Source organism: Rhizobium mulingense (genome assembly GCF_029194105.1).
GTDB lineage: Bacteria > Pseudomonadota > Alphaproteobacteria > Rhizobiales > Rhizobiaceae > Rhizobium > Rhizobium mulingense.
In genome coordinates this window covers 463405-482732 of the sequence record NZ_JARFVE010000003.1, presented here as the reverse complement: position 1 = coordinate 482732, position 19328 = coordinate 463405, and the positions used below count along the sequence as shown (strand labels likewise).

The 19328-nt window shown below is 59.8% G+C and carries 18 protein-coding genes; 8 read left to right on the top strand and 10 right to left on the bottom strand.

Annotation, left to right across the window (positions count from 1 at the left end; translation table 11 throughout):
• The 8 genes from ku (PYR71_RS07185) to PYR71_RS07150 form a co-directional block, all read right to left on the bottom strand.
• On the bottom strand, nucleotides 1-819 hold the full coding sequence (gene ku / locus PYR71_RS07185; RefSeq protein ID WP_275618789.1) for a non-homologous end joining protein Ku: 819 nt from the start codon (nucleotides 817-819) through the stop codon (nucleotides 1-3).
• A gap of 12 nt (nucleotides 820-831) precedes the next feature.
• The gene (gene ku / locus PYR71_RS07180) at nucleotides 832-1731 is read right to left on the bottom strand and encodes a non-homologous end joining protein Ku (protein WP_275618788.1); all 900 of its coding nucleotides are present in this window, start codon (nucleotides 1729-1731) and stop codon (nucleotides 832-834) included.
• Between the two features lie 228 nt (nucleotides 1732-1959).
• Nucleotides 1960-3018, bottom strand: coding sequence for an ABC transporter ATP-binding protein (locus PYR71_RS07175; protein WP_275618787.1), 1059 nt, complete (start codon nucleotides 3016-3018; stop codon nucleotides 1960-1962).
• Nucleotides 3019-3024: 6 nt separating this feature from the next.
• Nucleotides 3025-3855: a carbohydrate ABC transporter permease gene (locus PYR71_RS07170; protein ID WP_011428101.1), complete on the bottom strand. Its 831-nt coding sequence runs from the start codon at nucleotides 3853-3855 to the stop codon at nucleotides 3025-3027.
• A 4-nt stretch (nucleotides 3856-3859) separates the two neighbouring features.
• Nucleotides 3860-4795: a carbohydrate ABC transporter permease gene (locus PYR71_RS07165; RefSeq protein WP_275618786.1), complete on the bottom strand. Its 936-nt coding sequence runs from the start codon at nucleotides 4793-4795 to the stop codon at nucleotides 3860-3862.
• 219 nt (nucleotides 4796-5014) lie between these two features.
• The gene (locus tag PYR71_RS07160) at nucleotides 5015-6274 is read right to left on the bottom strand and encodes an ABC transporter substrate-binding protein (RefSeq protein WP_275618785.1); all 1260 of its coding nucleotides are present in this window, start codon (nucleotides 6272-6274) and stop codon (nucleotides 5015-5017) included.
• Nucleotides 6275-6304: 30 nt separating this feature from the next.
• On the bottom strand, nucleotides 6305-7477 hold the full coding sequence (locus tag PYR71_RS07155; RefSeq protein WP_275618784.1) for a PLP-dependent transferase: 1173 nt from the start codon (nucleotides 7475-7477) through the stop codon (nucleotides 6305-6307).
• A complete protein-coding gene (locus tag PYR71_RS07150; protein WP_275618783.1) occupies nucleotides 7474-8196 on the bottom strand; it encodes a FadR/GntR family transcriptional regulator in 723 nt (240 codons plus the stop codon). The genes PYR71_RS07155 and PYR71_RS07150 overlap by 4 nt, the downstream gene beginning before the upstream one ends.
• Before the next feature lie 358 nt (nucleotides 8197-8554).
• On the opposite strand from PYR71_RS07150, the gene PYR71_RS07145 reads away from it, so the two are divergent.
• From PYR71_RS07145 to PYR71_RS07130, 4 genes are all read left to right on the top strand, one after another.
• The gene (locus tag PYR71_RS07145; RefSeq protein ID WP_275618782.1) at nucleotides 8555-9304 is read left to right on the top strand and encodes a sulfite exporter TauE/SafE family protein; all 750 of its coding nucleotides are present in this window, start codon (nucleotides 8555-8557) and stop codon (nucleotides 9302-9304) included.
• A 253-nt stretch (nucleotides 9305-9557) separates the two neighbouring features.
• Nucleotides 9558-10589, top strand: a complete 1032-nt coding sequence (locus PYR71_RS07140; RefSeq protein ID WP_275618781.1) for a PAS domain S-box protein — start codon at nucleotides 9558-9560, stop codon at nucleotides 10587-10589.
• A gap of 215 nt (nucleotides 10590-10804) precedes the next feature.
• Nucleotides 10805-13333, top strand: coding sequence for a methyl-accepting chemotaxis protein (locus tag PYR71_RS07135; RefSeq protein ID WP_275618780.1), 2529 nt, complete (start codon nucleotides 10805-10807; stop codon nucleotides 13331-13333).
• 276 nt (nucleotides 13334-13609) lie between these two features.
• A complete protein-coding gene (locus tag PYR71_RS07130) occupies nucleotides 13610-14221 on the top strand; it encodes a septation protein IspZ (protein WP_275618779.1) in 612 nt (203 codons plus the stop codon).
• A gap of 350 nt (nucleotides 14222-14571) precedes the next feature.
• Here PYR71_RS07130 and PYR71_RS07120 read toward each other — a convergent pair whose 3' ends face one another.
• Together PYR71_RS07120 and PYR71_RS07115 are read right to left on the bottom strand one after the other, a co-directional pair.
• Complete coding sequence (locus tag PYR71_RS07120; RefSeq protein WP_183918912.1) at nucleotides 14572-15387, bottom strand: endonuclease/exonuclease/phosphatase family protein; 816 nt, start codon at nucleotides 15385-15387, stop codon at nucleotides 14572-14574.
• Between the two features lie 92 nt (nucleotides 15388-15479).
• Nucleotides 15480-16943 (bottom strand): phospholipase D-like domain-containing protein, encoded by a 1464-nt coding sequence (locus tag PYR71_RS07115; protein ID WP_275619058.1) that lies wholly within the window; start codon nucleotides 16941-16943, stop codon nucleotides 15480-15482.
• 165 nt (nucleotides 16944-17108) lie between these two features.
• Between PYR71_RS07115 and PYR71_RS07110 the strand changes: the two genes are divergently transcribed.
• The 4 genes from PYR71_RS07110 (at nucleotide 17109) to PYR71_RS07095 (ending at nucleotide 19320) form a co-directional block, all read left to right on the top strand.
• The gene (locus tag PYR71_RS07110) at nucleotides 17109-17750 is read left to right on the top strand and encodes a UdgX family uracil-DNA binding protein (protein ID WP_275618778.1); all 642 of its coding nucleotides are present in this window, start codon (nucleotides 17109-17111) and stop codon (nucleotides 17748-17750) included.
• Between the two features lie 143 nt (nucleotides 17751-17893).
• The gene (locus tag PYR71_RS07105; protein ID WP_275618777.1) at nucleotides 17894-18163 is read left to right on the top strand and encodes a DUF2934 domain-containing protein; all 270 of its coding nucleotides are present in this window, start codon (nucleotides 17894-17896) and stop codon (nucleotides 18161-18163) included.
• Nucleotides 18164-18486: 323 nt separating this feature from the next.
• A complete protein-coding gene (locus PYR71_RS07100; protein ID WP_183918915.1) occupies nucleotides 18487-18666 on the top strand; it encodes a hypothetical protein in 180 nt (59 codons plus the stop codon).
• A 339-nt stretch (nucleotides 18667-19005) separates the two neighbouring features.
• Complete coding sequence (locus PYR71_RS07095) at nucleotides 19006-19320, top strand: hypothetical protein (RefSeq protein WP_040111419.1); 315 nt, start codon at nucleotides 19006-19008, stop codon at nucleotides 19318-19320.
• Nucleotides 19321-19328 lie beyond the last annotated feature (8 nt).

Sequence of the window (19328 nt, the reverse complement as noted above, 5' to 3'; positions counted from 1 at the left end):
TCAATGCCTGCCGGATCGGTTCTCGGCATCGACGGATTTGCGCAGCGCCTCCATGATATTGATGACGTTGCTGGGAGCCGGCTCTGCCTTCTCCCTGCCCTTGGGTTTCGCTTTAACAGGCTTTTTCATCTGTTTCTTCTTGGCCTCGATGAGGTCGAGCAGCCTCTCCTGCACCGGGTCGGACGCCATCTTCGGATTCCAGTGCTGCGTCTGCTTCTTGATGAGTTGCTGCACCAACGGCATCATCTGACTGTCCGCTGGCTGATCGTCCACCCTATCGAAATAGTTTTCAGCGTCGCGCACCTCGTCGCCGTAACGCAGGGTCCAAAGGACGATGCCCTTGCCGCGAGGCTCCAGCATCACGGCGCGCTCGCGGCGCGCGATCACCAGCCGCGAGATGCCGACCATGTCCTCAGCCGCCATCGCGTCGCGGATCACCGAGAATGCTTCCTGGCCAACCGGATCGTCGGGTGAAAGATAGTAGGGCGTGTCGAGCCAGATCCATTCGACACTGTTGCGCGGCGTAAAGACTTCGATATCGATCGTCTTGGTGCTTTCAAGCGCAACGTTTTCCAACTCCTCATCTTCGAGCAAGACATATTCGTTCTCACCGCGCTGATAGGCTTTCACTTCGTCTTCATCTTTCACGTCCTTGCCGGTGACGGCGTCGACATAGTGGCTGACGACGCGGTTTTGGGTAACAGGGTTGAGTGTGTGAAAACGCACCTTCTCATTTTCGGAGGTGGCCGGCATCATCTGCACCGGACAGGTGACGAGCGACAGTTTGAGGTAACCTTTCCAGTAAGGCCGGATCGCCATGGAAGCCTCCTATCACCCGGCGCGGCGCTGGTGAGCGCCGCCTGAGCTGCGCGATTTCGGCGCCGACGCGCGCGTTGCCTTCTGCCTGTTCTTGCCCGCATTGGCATTTGCAGCGGTGCGCTTCGCCTTCGCCGGCGCCGCCATGCCGGCGCTTTCGCGCAGGGCCTGTAGCAGGTCGCTCGGTTTCGGAGCCGGCGGTGCCTTTTTCTGCGGAAGGGCGCGGCCTTCGATCTTGGCCTTCACCAGTTCGGCGACGGCGGCTTCATAACGGTCGTCGAACTGCTTCGGGTCGAACTCGCCCTTCTTGGTGTTGATGATGTGCTTGGCAAGCTCCAGCATCTCGCCTTCGATCTTGAGATCCGGCATCTCTTCGAATGCCTTCTCGGAGGAGCGAACCTCATAATCGAAGTTCAAGGTTGAGCCGACCAGCCCCTTTCCATGGGGGCGGATGAGGACCGTTCGCAAGCGCCGGAACAGCACCGTCCGGGCAATGGCGGCGACTTTGGCTTTCTCCATGCCATCCCTCAGGAGTTTGAAAGCGTCGCTGCCCATCTTGTCGGGAGCCAGGTAATAAGGCTTGTCGAAATAAATGTCGTCGACCTCCTCAAAAGGAATGAATGCCTCCACCTTCAGCGTCTTGTCGCTTTCGGGAATGGCAGCCGCGACCTCCTCCGGCCCGAGCACGACATAGCGACCGTCCTCGATCTCAAAACCCTTGACCTGGTCCTCGCGCTCGACCGGATCGCCGGTCTCGCCGTCCACGAATTCTCGGCGCACACGGTTGCCGGTCTTCCTGTTCAGCGTGTGAAACGCAATCCGCTCGGATGTGGAGGCGGCGGTGTAAAGCGCCACCGGGAAAGCCACTTCTCCGAACTTGATAAAACCCTTCCAATTCGCCCTCGGGGCAACCATCTCGCTCGCGCTCCTGACGCAACCAGTGCGAGTCAACCGAATCAGTTTACGATTGGTTCCGAGTCAAAACGAATCAAATTTCAATGGCTTAGCCAGAATTATCCACGCCTTTTCCGAGTCTCTTTCATCTCCTTGAATCTGAACGATCTTTTTTTCTCGCCGGGTGCTTTTACTGTGAAAACAATCAGGAGATAAGGTCGCTAAGGGCCGATTCCCCGTCGCGCCTGCTCAATCGACGCGCTGTCCCTCGCCGTCGAACACATGCAGATATTGGGCGGGGAAAGCCACATTGAGCTTCGGCCCCGCCTTCAGCGCTTCGCGGTCGAGCGTGAAGATCTTGAAGGGCAGGCCGTGCAGGGCGAGGTGGAGGATGATGCCGAAGCCTGTGGGTTCGACGAGTTCCACGTCGGTGACGAGCCCCGTCCCGTCATTTGTCATCAGCACATGCTCCGGCCGAATGCCGAGCGTCACCTTCATGCCGTCTGCAAGCGGCAGCGGCCTTGCCAGCGGCACGATTGTACCATCCTTCAGCTTGACGCCGCCTGCCGTATAGCTGGCCTCGAGGAAATTCATTCCGGGCGAGCCGATGAAACCGGCGACAAAGAGATTGGCGGGCCGGTCGTAGAGTTGCAGCGGACTGCCGACCTGCTGCACCACGCCGCCATGCATTGCGACGATCCGGTCCGCCAGCGTCATCGCCTCGATCTGGTCGTGGGTGACGTAGATCGAGGTTGCCTTCAACTCCCCGTGCAGCTTCTTGATTTCGGCACGCATCTGTTCGCGCAGCCGCGCATCGAGGTTGGAGAGCGGCTCGTCGAACAGGAAGGCCTTCGGCTGGCGCACGATGGCGCGGCCCATGGCGACACGCTGGCGCTGACCGCCGGAGAGCGCCTTCGGCCGCCGTTCGAGCAGCGGGTCGAGGCCGAGCTTGGCGGCAGCCGCCGCCACCGCGCTCGCGATCTTCTCCTTCGCCGTCTTCCGCAGCCTTAGGCTGTAGCTCATATTGCCGGCGACATTCATATGCGGATAGAGCGCATAGGACTGGAACACCATGGCGATGTCGCGGTCCTTGGGATGCAGTTCATTCACCCGGGCGCCCGCAATGCGGATCTCACCCGATGTGACTTCCTCCAGCCCGGCAATCATCCGCAACAGCGTTGACTTGCCGCAGCCGGAGGGACCGACGAGCACGACGAATTCGCCGTCCCTGATGTCGAGATCGACGCCGTGCAGCACCTGCACGTGGCCATAGGCCTTGCGGATATTCTGGATATCGATCGATGCCATTTTTGTTTAACCCTTGACCGCGCCGGCCGTCAGGCCCTGGACGAGATAACGCTGGATGAGCAGGAAGAAGAGGCCGGCCGGGATGAGCGCCATGACGCCCGCCGCCATCATTTGCCCAAAATCCACCGAGAATTTCGAAACGAAGGTGAGAAGCCCCACAGGGAAGGTCGCGGCGTCATTGCCGTTGATCAGCATCAGCGCGAAGAGCAGTTCGCTCCAGGCCGCGGTGAAGACGAAGCCGAGCGTCGCCGCGATGCCGGGCAGCGTCAGCGGCAGGATGATCTGGCGAAACGCGGTGAATTGCGTCGCCCCGTCGATCATCGCCGCCTCTTCGAGATCCTTGGGAATGCCGTCGAAGAAGGACTGCATCAGGAAAGTGGCGAAGGGCACGTTGAAAGCGGTGTAGACGATGACAAGCCCGGTCAGGCTGTTGGTCAGATGCAGGGGCGACAGGATCTTGAAGATCGGCGCCACCAGCATGACGAGCGGAAACATCTGGGTCAGCAGCATCAGCGCGACAATCCAGTATTTTGCCCGAAAATTGAAGCGCGACAGTGCGTAGCCCGAGAGCGAGGCGCAGATCGTCACGGTCACCGCCGTCGAAGCCGAAACGATCAGGCTGTTCTTGAAGAAGGTCGGGAAGGCGCTGTGCTGCAGCACGAAGGCATAATGATCCCAGCTCGTGCGCGACGGCCACATGCGCACGCCTTCGGTGTAGAGCAGATCGTTCGGCGTCACCGAGACCTTGAGCAGCCAGAACAGCGGGAAGAGCGCAAAGGCAATGTAGCAGAGGATCGCTAAGCGATGCGCGATGGTAGGAAGGATTGATCGTCTCATGGTCTCAATCCTTGTTCAGCAGCGTCTGCCGCAGCAGGATGATCAGCATCGAATAGGCAAGCAGCAGCGCGAGCAGCACCAATGCAATGGCCGAGGCGTAACCGAAATCGAGCCGCTTGAAGGCGGTGGTGAAGATATAGCTCGCGACGATCTGGGTGCGGTCGGCCGGTCCGCCATTGGTCATGACGACGATGAGATCGGCGAAATTGGAAATCCAGACGGTGCGTAAGAGCACGGTGATGGCGATTGTCGGCGCCAGAAACGGCAGGGTGATCGAGCGGAAACGCTGGAACCAGCCGGCGCCGTCGATCGAGGCCGCCTCGTAGAGATCGCGCGGAATCGCCTGCAGCGCCGCAAGCAGGGTGATGGCAAAAAACGGAATGCCCCACCAGACATTGGCGACGATCGGCCCCCACATTGCATGATCGGGATCGGATAGAATGTTGCCCGGCTCATGCATCAGCCGGAGCGCGAAGAGCCAGTGCGGGATCGGCCCGATGACCGGATTGAACAACCAGGCCCAGTTGAGACCGGCGAGAAAGGACGGCACCGCCCAGGGCAGGAAGACCAGCGCCTGCGCGATCGCCCGGCCCGGGAACGGCTTGTCGAGCAGTAACGCCAGGATGAGGCCGAAGGTGAATTGCAAGACGACCGAGGCGCCGGTCCACCAGAGCGTGTTCCTGAGCGCCCCATAGAAGGCGGCGTCGCCCGCAAGCTCACGGAAATGATCGAGTCCGACGAAACCGCCGGAAAAGGGGTTGAGCAGCTGGATATCGCGGAAGGCATAGGACAGCCCGAGTGTCAGCGGCACCAGCATCACCGCAATGATCAGGATCAACGATGGAGCGCTGTAGAGATAGGGCTCCGAAGCATCGGCAAGACGACGCAGCCACGGCCTGCGGTCGCGATGCATGTCGAGCATATCGGCGGAGATGGTCATCAGTGCGTAATTTCCATTGTCTACCCGGTTGCGGATTCTCGCGCGGGTAATGCTTCTGAAAACTGGGCGGCTAAGGCCCCCTCATCCGACCCTTCGGGCCATCTTCTCCCGCTGGGGAGAAGGGGAATGCGGCGGGGCCACCAGTCTCTTCTCCCCAGTGGGGAGAAGGTGCCCGTAGGGCGGATAAGGGGGCTTCTGTCTCGAAGCCCCCTTATCCAACTACTTCTTGCTCAAGAACTTCTGCTGCGCTTTGGTCAGATAATCCGCCCACTGATCGGCCAGATCCTTCGCCGAAATATCGCCAAGCAAGGCCTGCTGCGAGGTCTTGATCGCCAGCGAGTCCTTGAAGAAGGCGAACTCTTCCAGATAGGTCGGCATGACCGTCGGCACAGTATTCGGATCCGCCAGTTCCTCGAACCAACCCTTGAACTGATCGCCGGCATAGAAGGGATCCTTTTCGGCCGCGGTATAGGCCGGCAGCGCGCCGATGCGCTTGTTCCACTCGATATTGCCTTCCGGCCCTTCGAGAGTGGCGATCAGCTTCCAGGAAAGATCCTTGTTAGCGCTCGTCGAAAACATCGACCAGCCGCCGTAACCGATGGTCGGGAAGGACTTGCCGTCAGGACCCTTCGGCAGCGGCGCAACGCCGAAATCGTCCTTCTTCATGCGCTCGGCGATAGCGATCAGCGCATCCGGATCCTGGTCGAGGAAGGCGCAGGTGCCGGAATAGAAGCCGGCGACGACTTCGTTGAAGCCCCAGTTGACGCTGTCCTTCGGCGCGTAGCCCTTCTTGTAGAGATTGACCATCCATTCGATGCCCTTTGCCCAGCCTTCGCTGTTCATGGTCGAGGTGCCGTCTTCCTTGAAGTACTTGTTGTCGCCGGCCATCGTGGCGGCAAAGATCATCCAGCCGTTCAGGCCGCCCGGTCCGCCGCGCATGCAGTAACCGTATTTGCCCGGCAGCTTGGAGACCTTTTCCGAGGCGGCGGTAAACTCCTCCAGCGTCTTCGGCGGCGCGGCGACGCCGGCTTCCGAAAGCAGCTTCTTGTTGTAGAACATCGCCCTGAGATAGAAGCCGTAGGGCAGCATATAGGCGGTGTCCTTGACGTCGCGGCCGAGCTCGAGCGCACGCGGCGTCAGCTCCTTGGTGTGCTCCCATTTTTCGAGATAGGGCTCGAGGCTTTCGAGCATGCCGTTATTGGCATAGAGCGACAGCCAGGTATCGGGCATCTCCATCACATCGGGCACGTCGCCGGCCGACACCATGGTCGCGAATTTCTGGAAGGCTTCGTTCCAGGGCAGCGAGACGATGTCGACCTTGGTGCCGGGATTGGCGGCCTCGAACTTGCCGACGATCGATTTCAGCGTTTCGGTGCGCTCCGGGCTGGTTATGACTTCGACAAGCTTCAGCGTCGTATCGGCAAAGGCCGTACCCGCCATCATCGAAACAAAGAGCGTCGAGATTATTAGCTTTTTCATGCTCAGTTCCCCCTTTTAGGTTCTCTCGGTTCAAGATTGCGAGGCGGCGGCGAGCGCCTCCTCGATGTCTCTCCACAGCGCCTCGGTTCCTTCGAGACCGACATGGAGACGTACGGATCGCGCATGGATGCCGAAGGTTTGCGCGGAATTCGGCTGTGCCTTCTGTTGCAGCACGACCTCGCCCGGTACGATCAGGCTTTCATGCCCACCCCAGCTTACTCCCAATTTGAAGAGCCTGAGGTGATCGGCGAAGGCGCGAATATCGACGCCTTCGCGGAAGATGAAGGAAAACAGGCCCGAGGTGCCGTTCAGCCCGGCGGGCAGTCGGTTGGCGAGCCCGGGATGACAGACCGTCTCGACCACGTCGAGCCGCTGCAGCCGCCGGGCGATCTCGAGCGCCGAGGCTTCATGCGCCTTCATGCGCAGCGGCAGGGTGCGGAGACCGCGGATAAGCAGCCAGGCGTCAAAGGGCGAAAGCTTGCCGCCGAGATAGGGATAGGCCTCGGCCTTGATGCGCGCGATCATTTCTTTCGAGCCGGCGACGATACCCGCCACCACATCGCTATGGCCGCCGAGATATTTCGAGGCCGAATGGATGACGAGATCCACGCCGAGCGTCAAAGGCTGCTGAAAGAACGGGCTTGCCCAGCTGTTGTCGATCATCGAGACGACGCCGTGCCGCCTGGCGAGGGCGGCAAGCGCGCCGACGTCATGCGCCTCCATCACCCAGCTCGTCGGGCTTTCCAGGTACAGGAGCTTGGCGCCGGGCAGCGCTTTGGCGACGGCCTCCTCGTCGCGCCCGTCGACATAGGTCACTTCGATCTTCATCCGCTTCAGGATAGTGCCGAACAGGCGGAAGGCATCGGGATAGACGTGTTTGACGGCAACGATACGGTCGCCCGGCTCAACGAAACTCAGCACGGAAGACGAAATCGCCGCCATGCCGCTGGCAAAACCGAGCGCATCCTCGGCACCTTCGAGCTTGGCCAGCATTTCCTCGAAGGCCCGCACCGTCGGGTTCAGCCCGCGCGTATAGGTCGGCCGCACCTTCTCGCCGCGATAGACGGTGATCATCTCGTCATAATCGGAAAAGGTGAAAAGCGAGGTCTGAAAGATCGGCGGCACGACGGCGTCGGCAAAGTTGCCGTCGTCGTGGGCGGTGATGAGGGAAGCGAGATCGAACGGGTCTGCGCCGTTGCTCATTTGGACATTTCCTTGATGTCTTCCTCGACGATATCGAGAATTTTCAATGTTTCCGCACGCGCCGCTTCTGGGTCCCCGGCAGTGATCGCGTTGAAAAGCGTGCGGTGAAAGGGAAAGGACCGGCGGGCGAAATCCTGCCGGTCGAACGGATGCTCCCAGAAGCGCTCGAAAGTCTCGCGCATCTGCTCGAGCAGCTGGCGAAACAGCGGATTGTGGGTGGCGTCGTAGACGGCGAGATGGAAGGCGAGATCCTCCGGCCCGGATGTGCCCTTTTCCAGATGCACCCGCTCCATCTCGTTCAACTTCTCCTCGATGACAACAAGGTCCTTGGCGGTTCGCCGCCGGGCCGCGACCATGCCCGCCTCGCATTCGATGCCGCGGCGAACTTCCAGCGTCTGCAGCAGCGCGTCGCGCAGATGCACCGCATCGAATGACAGCGGCATATGGATCGTCGCTCTCGAAACCGGCTTCAAAAGATAGGTGCCGCTGCCCTTGCGCGTCTCGATCACGCCAAGCGCCTGGAAATGCCGGATCGCCTCGCGGATGGTCGAACGTCCTACCGCAAGAGCCGACATCAGCTCCCGCTCGGCCGGTAGCCGGTCGCCCGCCTGCAGCCGCGCTTCTTCCACATAATCCGCCAACGCATCGGTAACCTGACGCGCCCGGTCCATGACGGGAAGCGGCCGGATCACCGGTCTGTTGCTGCGATTTTCCTTCATGGTTCCCTATTTTTCTATCAGGCAATCAGATATGGAATTGGTCTGACATCTTAGCATTTCGCAAACGAGGGAAGACGTCAAGGCATGTTGTCTGTATGAGGCCAATTCTGCTGCCTCGCTCCCTGGGCAGAAGCGGTTGTACGGTTTGCCATTCTGCGGCGGTAGGTCACCATGTGCCCGGGCAGCCTTCTTAAAGGCCCCCTTGAATTAAAACTCAGCTATTTTTGGGAAGCCACTTTATCAGCAGGACCTAGGCAAGGATTGCCCCGTCACCGGGAGCGCGCTAAAGCGTCGGCGCCTCCAACCCGCCCGGACCGCGATTTTCGTTAAGCGTGTCGCGGGATAAAGCGATCTGAACATGTACGATACCATTCTCCTTTTCCTAGCCGGCTTGTTGGCAGGCAGCATGAACGCGTTAGCGGGGGGCGGGTCGTTCGTATCCCTGCCTGCGCTGATATCGGTCGGAGTGCCGTCGGTTGCCGCAAACGCGACCAGCACTTTAGCCTTGTTTCCCGGCGGTCTGGCGAGCTCATGGGTTTACCGTGATGGGGTTCGAAGGGTGTGCGGCATCAATGCCGTGGCCATTGCTATGGTGACGGTGGTGGGTGGCGTCGCCGGAAGCGTCCTATTACTTCTGACCCCATCCAGGATTTTCGATGGAATCCTGCCATGGCTTTTGCTCGTGGCGACATTGATGCTGGCCGCAGGGCCGAGGCTCAGCGCCAAGCTCCGGACGCAGGCGCGCCCAAATGTTCCGGCCTTCGCAACGGTCCAGTTCTTTCTCGGTCTTTATGGTGGCTATTTTGGCGGCGCAGTGGGCCTTATGATGCTGGCGGCATGGAGCGTTCTCGGGGGCGGGGAGATCAAAAGCTTGAATCCGACAAGAATGGTGATGGTGACCGCCGCAAACGCGGTCGCCGTCGTCGTCTTTGTGCTAGCCGGGGCTATCGTTTGGCAACAGTGCGTTTCCATGACGTTTGGAGCCGTTATCGGCGGGTGGATCGGAGCGCATGTCGGACGTAGGCTGCCATCAACGGTCGTCCGGATGCTAACCCTTGCGGTCGCCCTTTTGACGACTGCGGTGTTCTTTTCGCGAGCTTATCTTTAAGTGGAGGTCGGGCCCTCGAGAATCGAAGCATCAGGTGAGATTGACGGCTTGGTTGCTGATTCGACCTTTCAGACGATCATCACTTAGGTAAATTTGCGCGCCAAAGCTGCGGCTTAGCGCTTCGAACTTCTGACGGCACCAAGGCATCTGTTGCGTTTGATGAAAGCACTTCGAGTTGAAATGATGATACGATATGCTCCAAATTGCGGCTGCGAGAATTCGCTTTTTCAGGCATACAACTGAGGCGACCACGATGAGTTTGGGTGATCAAGGAACACAAGCAACCGCCGACGCTGTCCCCGCAGCTTATGATGCCGCGGCCTTTCTTGCAGCCATTGTCGAATCGTCAGACGATGCCATTGTCAGCAAAAGCTTGGCCGGCATCATCACTACGTGGAACAAGGGTGCCGAGCGAATCTTCGGATATACCGCGGACGAAGCAGTCGGCCAGCCCATCACCATCGTCATCCCGGCGGATCGTCTTGATGAAGAACCTGCCATTCTCGCGCGCATTCAAGCCGGTGAACGCGTCGATCACTTTGAAACGGTAAGACGTCGCAAGGACGGCAACCTGATCGACATCTCTTTGACAATCTCCCCCATCAGAGACGACAGCGGCACAATTATCGGAGCATCGAAAATCGCTCGCGACATCTCGGAGCGCAGGCGGGAAGCCGAGCACCGGGAAATGCTCCTTCGGGAGATGCATCACCGAGTAAAAAACCTCTTTGCGGTTGTCGCCAGCATTATCACCCTCGCAGCCCGAAACGCGGTGACGCCGAGCGATCTCGCCTCCAGCATGAAGGATAGGCTCATGGCTTTGGCGCGCGCGCACGAGATAACGTTGCCAAGCCTTGCCGGCCAGTCCATTGAAGACCCCCCAGCCACGCTGTTTCAGCTTCTTTCAAATATCCTTGCGCCCTACGGGCACGACGACCATCGGCAGTGGACACTGCATGGGGATGACGTCGAGGTAAGCCGTGCGAAGATCACCAATCTCGCGCTCCTGTTTCACGAGCTCGCAACGAACGCTGCGAAGTACGGAGCGCTCTCCGTTGGCGACGGGACCGTCGATATCACGTTGACCATCTCACCGGACGCTATCGAGTTGGTTTGGCTTGAGGCGCACGGCCCGATAGATGCAGATCCGACCCAGCCCTCTTCCGGCTTTGGAAGCATCCTCGAGCAAAAGATAGCGCAAAGCCTTGACATCCATATCGAGCGATCATGGACGCCCGGTGGATTATCAATTCGGCTTTCGCTTCCACGTCTCGCGATCACGTAGTCCTGGCCTTCCGGCTCGCCTGGGCTTACGTCCTCGTCTGAGCCGATGCATGTCATGGCCATCGCCATGCCGAAATGACGCCCGAAATTCGGCAGCCTCCGTTTGGCGATTCGGCCGCTGTTGTTCTGCGCGGCGGCGACCAGGGGACGGCTAGTCCCTTCATCGGTCCTTAAGAAAAGGATGGCAGCTTTACCTTCAAATTTGGGGGTGGATTTATGGTACATGGTTTGATGTCGCGGGCTCGCATTCAGACGAAGGTGCTCGCGCTCTTGGCGCCATTCGTCATCAGCCTATGCGCAGTAGGATTGACGGGATACTACGCGTCGAGCCTTCTCGAAGGGCGGATGGAGATCTCCAACCATGTTTTGCAGTCTCTGAACGGGTTCAAACATGTTTCTTCAAGCATGACCGGCTTTCTGATGAAGCCGTCGCTGGAAGCTCGTGACACCGCGCTTGCGGACGCCCGAGAGCAATTGGCAAACCTGAACCGGACGATCGAAACTTTAAGGCCGACGACCGATGTGGGGCTTCTCGACCGGGCGCTCGACCAGTCGCAAATCATCCCGCAAAAGATCGAAGCGATCTGGCAAATCGAAACGGGACAGCAGAAAATTCTCAGTGACGTGGACGCTGCTTCGGCGGCACTTCTTGACCTGCAAGGGCAGGTTGGCAAGCGCTCGTTCATGCTGATGGCGAGTGCGAAAAAGATGGAAAATGCCAACAAGAGCGGCCTCAGCAACGCCGTCTCCATCATTGCAGCCGCCAATGTTGCGACAAAATTTCGCAATGATTATACGAACGCTACAACGCCTCCGGACAAGCTTAGCCTTCTGGCTAAATATGCGCCCGATTTGCAGAAGGCAAGGGAGCAGCTTTCGCCTGCGATAGCGACCGACAGCCAAGCCCTCGCCACGCAGTATGCCGCTGCGGTAGATGCCATCGCCAACGCTTCGAAGGCGTCGCCGGACACTTTGGATGTCCCGACAACGGATACCGCCATCGCCAATCTTGCTGCAACTGGCGACAGTCTCAAGACGATTGGCGACGATCTGATGCGGACCTCCGTACTCGCGCTTGCCGCGTCGGACAAGGATATCTCTCAGGCGACGAATGTCGGCAACGAACTGCGTGCTATCGTTAATAGCAATAATGAGATCCGCGTCGGCTTCGCCGAACTCGCCGGCAAACCAGACGACGCGCGAGTGAAAAAAGTCCAGCAGTCGATCTACATGTATCAGACCGAGCTCGGCCGTCTCGCCGGCGTGGTGACCGACGATCCGGTTTTTGCCGAAATTCCGAAGAAGGCTCAACCCGTTCTCGATCTGCTTGCGGCGAACGCGGCAGCGCTCTCCGAAGGTGCGGCGCGCAAGCTTGCCGAGTTCGACAGCGCCGCGGGGCAGATCGACAACACCTGGAACCTGCTTGCGCAATTCGCCGAGACCCAGAAGGAAAATGCTGGGCAGGATCGTCAACAGGCCAATAGAATATCCGGCGGCGCGATTGTAATCGGCATCCTGATTGCTATGGCCGCAGGTGCCGCGCTGGTCTTCACCCTGAAGGGACCTATCACCCAGATTACCGCAGCGATGCGCAAGATCGCAGAGGGAAGGCTCGACACCACAATCACCGGCGAGACGCGGGGCGACGAAATCGGGGAAATGGCCCGTGCGCTTTCCATCTTCAAACAAAATGCGCTGTCGAAAGTCGAAATGGAACAACAGGCCGAGATCGCGCGTCGTGAGGCGGAATCTGAGCGCGCCCACAACGAACTCGAGCGGCGTAGCGCCAAGGTTCAGGTTGACGCCGCAATCGAGGCGCTGGCAGAAGGTCTCACGCGGCTGTCGCGCGGGCAGTTGAATTTTGCGATCGATACGCCCTTTGCCCCCGAACTCGACCGGATCCGTACCGATTTCAACATGTCGGTGGCGGGCCTCAGAGAGACGCTCTGCGAGATCCGCGAGACGTCTTCGCTCATTAGCGACAATGGCCGCCAGATGGCGGAAGCCGTTGATGACCTGGCCAGTCGAACGGAGAAGCAGGCGGCTGCCCTTGAAGAAACCGCAGCGGCTGTGGAGGAGATTTCTTCCGCCGTCAACACCTCTTCAGGACGGGCAGCAGCAGCGCTTGCGCTTGTCCAGCGCGCCAAACAGGGCGCCGACGCCTCGGCTTCGGTTGTCCAAAACGCAGTATCGGCTATGGGACGAATTGAGGACGCGTCGGGCAAAATCGTGCAGATTGTCAGCGCCATCGATTCCATCGCTTTCCAGACCAATCTCTTGGCCCTGAATGCGGGAGTCGAAGCAGCGAGAGCGGGTGAGGCCGGCAAGGGCTTTGCAGTCGTGGCGCAGGAAGTGCGGGAGCTGGCGCAGCGATCGGCTCGCGCAGCCAAGGAAATCGGCGAGCTCATCAACAATTCCGTCCGAGAGGTTGCGTCGGGCTCCGAGTTCGTCGGCCGCACTGGCGATGCGCTGATGGAGATTTCCAGCGAGATCGTCCACATCGTCGGCCATATTGAACTGATCGCCTCGTCAAGCCGCGACCAAGCGACGACACTCCATTCGATCAATGCGTCGGTGAACGATATTGATCGTATGACGCAGCAAAATGCGGCGATGGTAGAAGAGACCAATGCCGCCACGCAACAGCTATCGTCAGAGGCGCTCGCACTTACCGAGATGATCGAACGCTTTCAGCTTGAAGGCCTTGAGAGCCCGGCTTCTAGAGGCTACGAGGCCGCGGCATGACGGCAGAGTGTATTCGCAGACCCGTGACTTGCTTTGAGATGTAAATCATGAGTGCCTGCTGCACGTCGTCATCAGCGTGAGCTCGGTGTGCGCCGCCCGCTAAATGACGGTTCACACATCGACACGCCATCCATCTCTTAGCTCGCCAAACTCATGGGGTTCAGTTTAGCTTATCGACATCGCAGCGCGTCACTGCCAAGTCACACACCAATCTCTTGATGGAGGCCGCCATTCGCTCTACGGAGCCCGAACCAGTCCCGATGGTGCCCGCGTCTCATGAAAGCTTTCCTGCAAACAGCTAGATTGCTCAGCGATCTGGCTTCGAGCCTGCTCTTCCTTATCCTGTTTTCCTTTACGCGCAACGCTGCGCTTTCGGCCGGCTTCGGAATGTTGCTTGGCGTCATTCAGATTGCGCTGCAACTCGGCCGGCGAAAGCCGATAGACGTCATGGAGTGGATGAGTGTTTTTCTGGTGATCGCATCAGGGACGGCCACAGTGCTGACGGACAGTCCGCGCTTCGTGCTATTCAAGCCGACTGCGATCTACGCAATCGTCGGCATCGTCATGCTGAAACCCGGCTGGATAAACCGCTACCTGCCTTCGATTGCCCGGGAAGTCGCATCCGATGTCGGCTTTGCATGGGCTGGTCTGATGTTCGTTTCCGCCACGCTGAACGCCTATCTTGCCTTGAACAGTGTACTGGCAACCTGGGCTATGGTCATGACGATCTTCGGGATAGTCGGAAAGTTTGTTTTAGGCATTGCCGGATTTGTGGCCATACGCCTCACGGTGCGGCATCGGCTTCGTGCCATGTCGGCCGAAGAGCGTGAAGCCCTGCTGATCTCCACAGGCTGGAAGGCAAAATCGCCGCCCGTGGCGGAGAAATGAACTTATCTGGAGATCGCGATTGATTGTTGTTTGCGGCATCGTATCAGCCGGCGATAGCGATTCGCTGCCAGCAGAGGAAAATTTTGCTCAACTCTCGAGCCATTGGCACAGCCGCACCATGCCGCAGTGGCTGAATGGCGAGCGGATCGGCATCATCATCGATGATACTGGCTGGCGGAATACGACCGCTTTCGATCTGGGTGTGAACCGCCTGAGCAGTCGAGGCCGTTATCGGAGAAGTGTCAGACGCATCAGACGCATCCGCAACGGCTGCAGCACGGCAGCTCCAGTGGGCAAGAATGTTGCCCCTTCACACTCGTCGGAAGCTTTCAAAACAGCAGCTAGAGGTGCTAATCGGCCACTGATTTCAAATCGACCAGCGCCTTGATCGGCAAATGATCCGAGGCAATACGCGCCAGCGGCGTATCATGCGCTTCCACTTCGGTGATGATCCCCTTGCGGTTGGCGATGATGCGGTCGAGGGCCAGAAGCGGCAGGCCGGCAGGGAAGCTGGGGACTGCGGGCGGCAGCTCTCCGAAGGCGGATTGGAAAGTGTTGAGCGAGGAGCGGTCGCCGAGGCGCCATTCGTTGAGGTCGCCGAGAAGGATGGTCGGCATCTCGTGGCGGTCCTTTATCAGTTCCACCAAAGTGCGGGCCTGCTGGGCTCTGTTATGCCGCAGCAGGCCGAAATGCGCGGCAATGATGCGCAGCACGCCGCCCTCTTCGAGCTCGATCTCGGCGACAAGGGCGCCGCGCGGCTCCAGCCCCGGCAGCCTGATCTGATGCACGTCATGCACCAGCCCCTTCTTGAACAGCACGACATTGCCGTGCCAGCCATGCGCCTTGGCCATGCCGGGAACCGGCACCGGTATCAGTCCCGTCTCTCGCTCCAGTCGGCCGAGATCGAGAATGCCGGTGCGCTCGCCGAAGCGCGTATCGGCCTCCTGTAGCGCGATCACGTCTGCGCCGATTTCATGGATCACCCGGCTGGTGCGCTCCGGGTCGAAGCGGCGGTCGGTGCCGACGCATTTGTGCACATTGTAGGAGGCGATCAGCGTTCCGGCGCTACGCGGCCTTGCCTCCAACTGGGCCGCGTCGAGCCGCTTCTTCCGGCTCCTGATCGAGGCGAGAATGCTGGCGGGAAGGCTGTCTTTTTTGGCGTGCATCGGAAGAGCGCACTGGTTTGGTTGATCAAAAACGCTTCACCCGCAGTATAGGCGGGCAAGCGGAACTTGCCATGTCCGAGATAAAAAATCGTTCAAAGATAGGGCGACCCCAACCACAGCACCTTCTCGAGTAGCCGGACCGGAAAGGGCCGCGCGCGCAAGCCCTCCAGCGTCACCAGCGTCGCCGATTTCAGGGTTTCGTCGATATGCTCGTCGATCTCGGCGGCAAAGCCGTCGTTCAGCACCTCGAGATCAACCTCGAAATTCAGCCTGAGCGAGCGCGGATCGAGATTAGAAGAGCCGACATAGGCCCAGGTGCCGTCGACCGTCAGCAGCTTGGAGTGGCTGAAGCTGCCGGTCGAGCGCCAGATGCGGCAATAGTTCTTGAGGATCTGATCGAATTGCGCCGTCATCGCCCGGTCGACCAGCATCAGATTGTTGACGTCAGGCACCACGATATCGACTTCTACGCCCCGGCGCGCCGCCGTCACCAGGGCGCTGATCAGTTCGCGATCCGGCAGGAAATAGGGCGACATGATGCGGATCGATTGCCGCGCGACGGAAAAAGCGCCCATCAGCATCTTGTGGTTTGTTTCGACGCTGCGATCCGGTCCGGAAGCGACGACGCGCATCAGGATGGGATCGCCGGGATTGCGCTGCGGCGGTTCGATGCGCCAGGCTTCGCCGTTCAACAGCTCTCCGGTGGTGAAACGCCAGTCTTCGGCGGCAAGGTCGAAGAGGTCGGCGACGACAGGGCCGGTGACGCTGAAATGCGTATCATGGGCGAAGCTTTCGCCCGTCTCCTCCTCGCTGAAGCCCGCCCTGATATTCATTCCGCCCGTCAGCGCAATACGGCCGTCGACGATCAGGATCTTGCGGTGGGTGCGCAGATTCGCATAGGGCAGCCGCAAGCCCATAATGACGTTGCCGTTGAAGACGGCGACGGTGACGCCGCCCTCCTTGAGATAACCGAGAATGCTTGGCACCGAATAACGCGCGCCGACCGCATCGATCAGCACCCGCACCGCAACGCCGCGCTTGACCGCCGCAATCAGCGCGTCGGCGATGCGCAGCCCGATCGCGTCGCGGTCGAAAATATAGGTTTCGAGCAGGATGCTGCGGCTCGCCTCGTCGACGGCTGATTTCATCGCTGCATAGGCCTCGTCGCCGGTCTCCAGCATGTCGATCGCATTACCCGAGGTCAGCGGGTTGCGGGTCACCCGGTCGCCCAGCGTCTGCAGCGCCGCAAAGCGGCGGCCGAACTGGCTGATCACCGTCTCGGCCTCGGCGTCGAACGTCTCCAGCTCGTCGATGCCGGGCGCAAGCAGCAAGGCGTCGCGGCGAATGCTCAGCGATTTGCGGCGGATGCGGTTGATGCCGGCAATCGCATAAAGCAGCGCGCCGACGATCGGAGACAGGATGATGACGCCGACCCAGCCGATCGCGGCGCGCACTTCCTCCTTGGTCATGGCGGCATGGATCGCCGCCGCGGCCCCCATGGCGACCGAAACGACAAAGAGGATATGCGGCCAGTAGGTCGACAGGAGATAGAACATCGCTGGCCAATATAGCCGCGAAACGGCGGCGTTCAATTGCGCCTGCTCTCTCCCATGGCGCGAAATTTCTCGCGCGTTGCCATCCTTCCGCATTCGGCGCCGGCTCGGCGGCGGGAACAATCCCCGTTGCGAGCGATTGATCCCGAGGAGATGAGGATCGCGATCATGAATATCGCCGCAAACCTCGGCCCTGCCTTGACGCTCGAAATCGCGGATGCGGACAGCATTGCCGAACTGTGCCATCAGGCCGAAGGCTGCACCCGTTGTGACCTCTACAGGAACGCCACGCAGACCGTCTTCGGCGAAGGCCCCGACAAGGCCGAGATCGTTCTTGTCGGCGAGCAGCCGGGTGACCGGGAAGATATCACCGGCAGGCCCTTTGTCGGCCCTGCCGGCCATCTGCTCGACCACTGTCTCGAAGAAGCCGGTCTCGATCGCGAGCGCTGCTACGTCACCAATGCGGTCAAGCACTTCAAGTTCACGCCGCGCGGCAAACGGCGCCTGCATGCCAAACCCAATGCCGGCGAGATTCGGCGGTGCGCCTGGTGGCTCGGCGCCGAGCTCAACATCCTGCAGCCGAAGCTCGTCGTGGCGCTGGGCGCAAGCGCGCTCTACGCACTGCTTGGACCGAAGGCGAAACTGACGCCGGAGCGCGGCCATATCCTGCAGCCGAGGAACCATCCGCCCGTTCTCGTCACCATCCATCCTTCCTTTCTGCTGCGCATCCGTGACGAGAAAGAGAAGCACCGACAGCGCCAGGCGTTCGTGTCAGATCTGCACAAGGCGGCGGAATTTCAGTCTCGATGAATGCCGATTCTCAACCCTGATATGCTGCGACGCAAAATATTTAGGGTTGTAGGCCGATTTTCACTTGCAACAGCGGCCCTCCTCTGGAACCATCCAGGCAGTATCGCGTTCGAACGACGGCATTATGTGACTGGAGATCAGCGATGGCAGAAACTCGGGAAGAGTGGATCAAGAAACGTGCATACGCCCTCTGGGAAGAAGAGGGCTATCCGACAGGGCGAGATTCCATTCATTGGGAACAGGCACGCCACGAGCGCGAAGCGCTTGAAGGCTCTGCTGCCAACGGCAAGGAAGCCAAGTCCAAGGCCAAACGCGCCGTAACGGCCCCGAAGAGCGTTGCAACCGGCGCCAAGACGAACGGCGTGGTTACGCCGGCGCCCAAGCGGACTGCGAGCCGCAAGACGGCGTCCTGAAACACGGCACATACCGAACACATCGATCAAATGGGCGTCGCGCGACGCCCATCGGCTTTTCTTTGTCATACGCCTGAATTAGTTGTGTTTTATGAAGGTTTGGAGGTGGGCTATTCCACGCGGGGGGTGAACAGAGACCGGATGACGCTGCAAGCTTTGAGGCTTCCAGAAGCTGACCTCTCGCCCGATCGTCGGGAACAAGCGGTACCAGCGCTGTTTGCGGCGAAACCGGGAAAATTATCATGACAGACGGCCCTCCCGTAATCCTTGCCTTGCCCGCTTCCGCAGCCCGCGGACGCGCCTTCACCGTGGTCGTATGAGATATGGAGATCTCGCTCCTGCTCGTCGCCGCGCTGCTCTATCTCGGTCTCGCCTTCGGATTGATCCTTGTCGTAGACAAGCTCGTCGGACTGGTTTTCCGCGATCCCCGCAGACCGCTACAACTGCCCTCATTCGACATTGGCCGCACCCTGGCAGCGTCGCAAAAATTCTACCGAAAATAACCGCTCGAACACGGCCGCGTTGCTAACCCCTCTGCAGCAGCCAATCGCGCGGCGCCATCAGGCATAGGAATGGCTCATTCCCTCCTTGAAGCGGACGGTGTAGGTGACCGGGGATATCTGGCCGTTCACGTCGATCAGCGGTTCCATCGGCTGACGAGGTGTTTTTGCATGTTCTCGGCTCTTTGCTATATCAGGATTATGCAGCCCTTCCCGTCGACAACCTGGCAAAACCGGCTTTTGTTCCGGGGCAACGACCTCCGAGGGAACTTTTGCGCTCCGCACCGGTTGGATTTTTCTTAAACACGCGTTCCATCGCTTTGCAAACAACAGGAGGAGAAGATGCCGCGAGGAGACAAATCTGACTATACCGACAAGCAGAAGCGCAAGGCTGAGCATATCGAGGAAAGCTACGAGGATCGCGGCGTTTCCGAGAAGGAAGCTGAACGGCGTGCCTGGGCGACGGTCAACAAGGAAAGCGGCGGCGGCAACAAATCCGGATCCGGCCGCGGCAAGAAGGATACGCATGAATCCTCAGAAAAGGGGGGACGCGCCGGCGGCGCTGCATCCGCGGCGCGCTCGAAAGAGGAACGGTCCGCTTCGGCCAAGAAGGCGGCAGCGACGCGCAAACGCAACGAGCACCACAGCCATCACTAAGGGGGCGG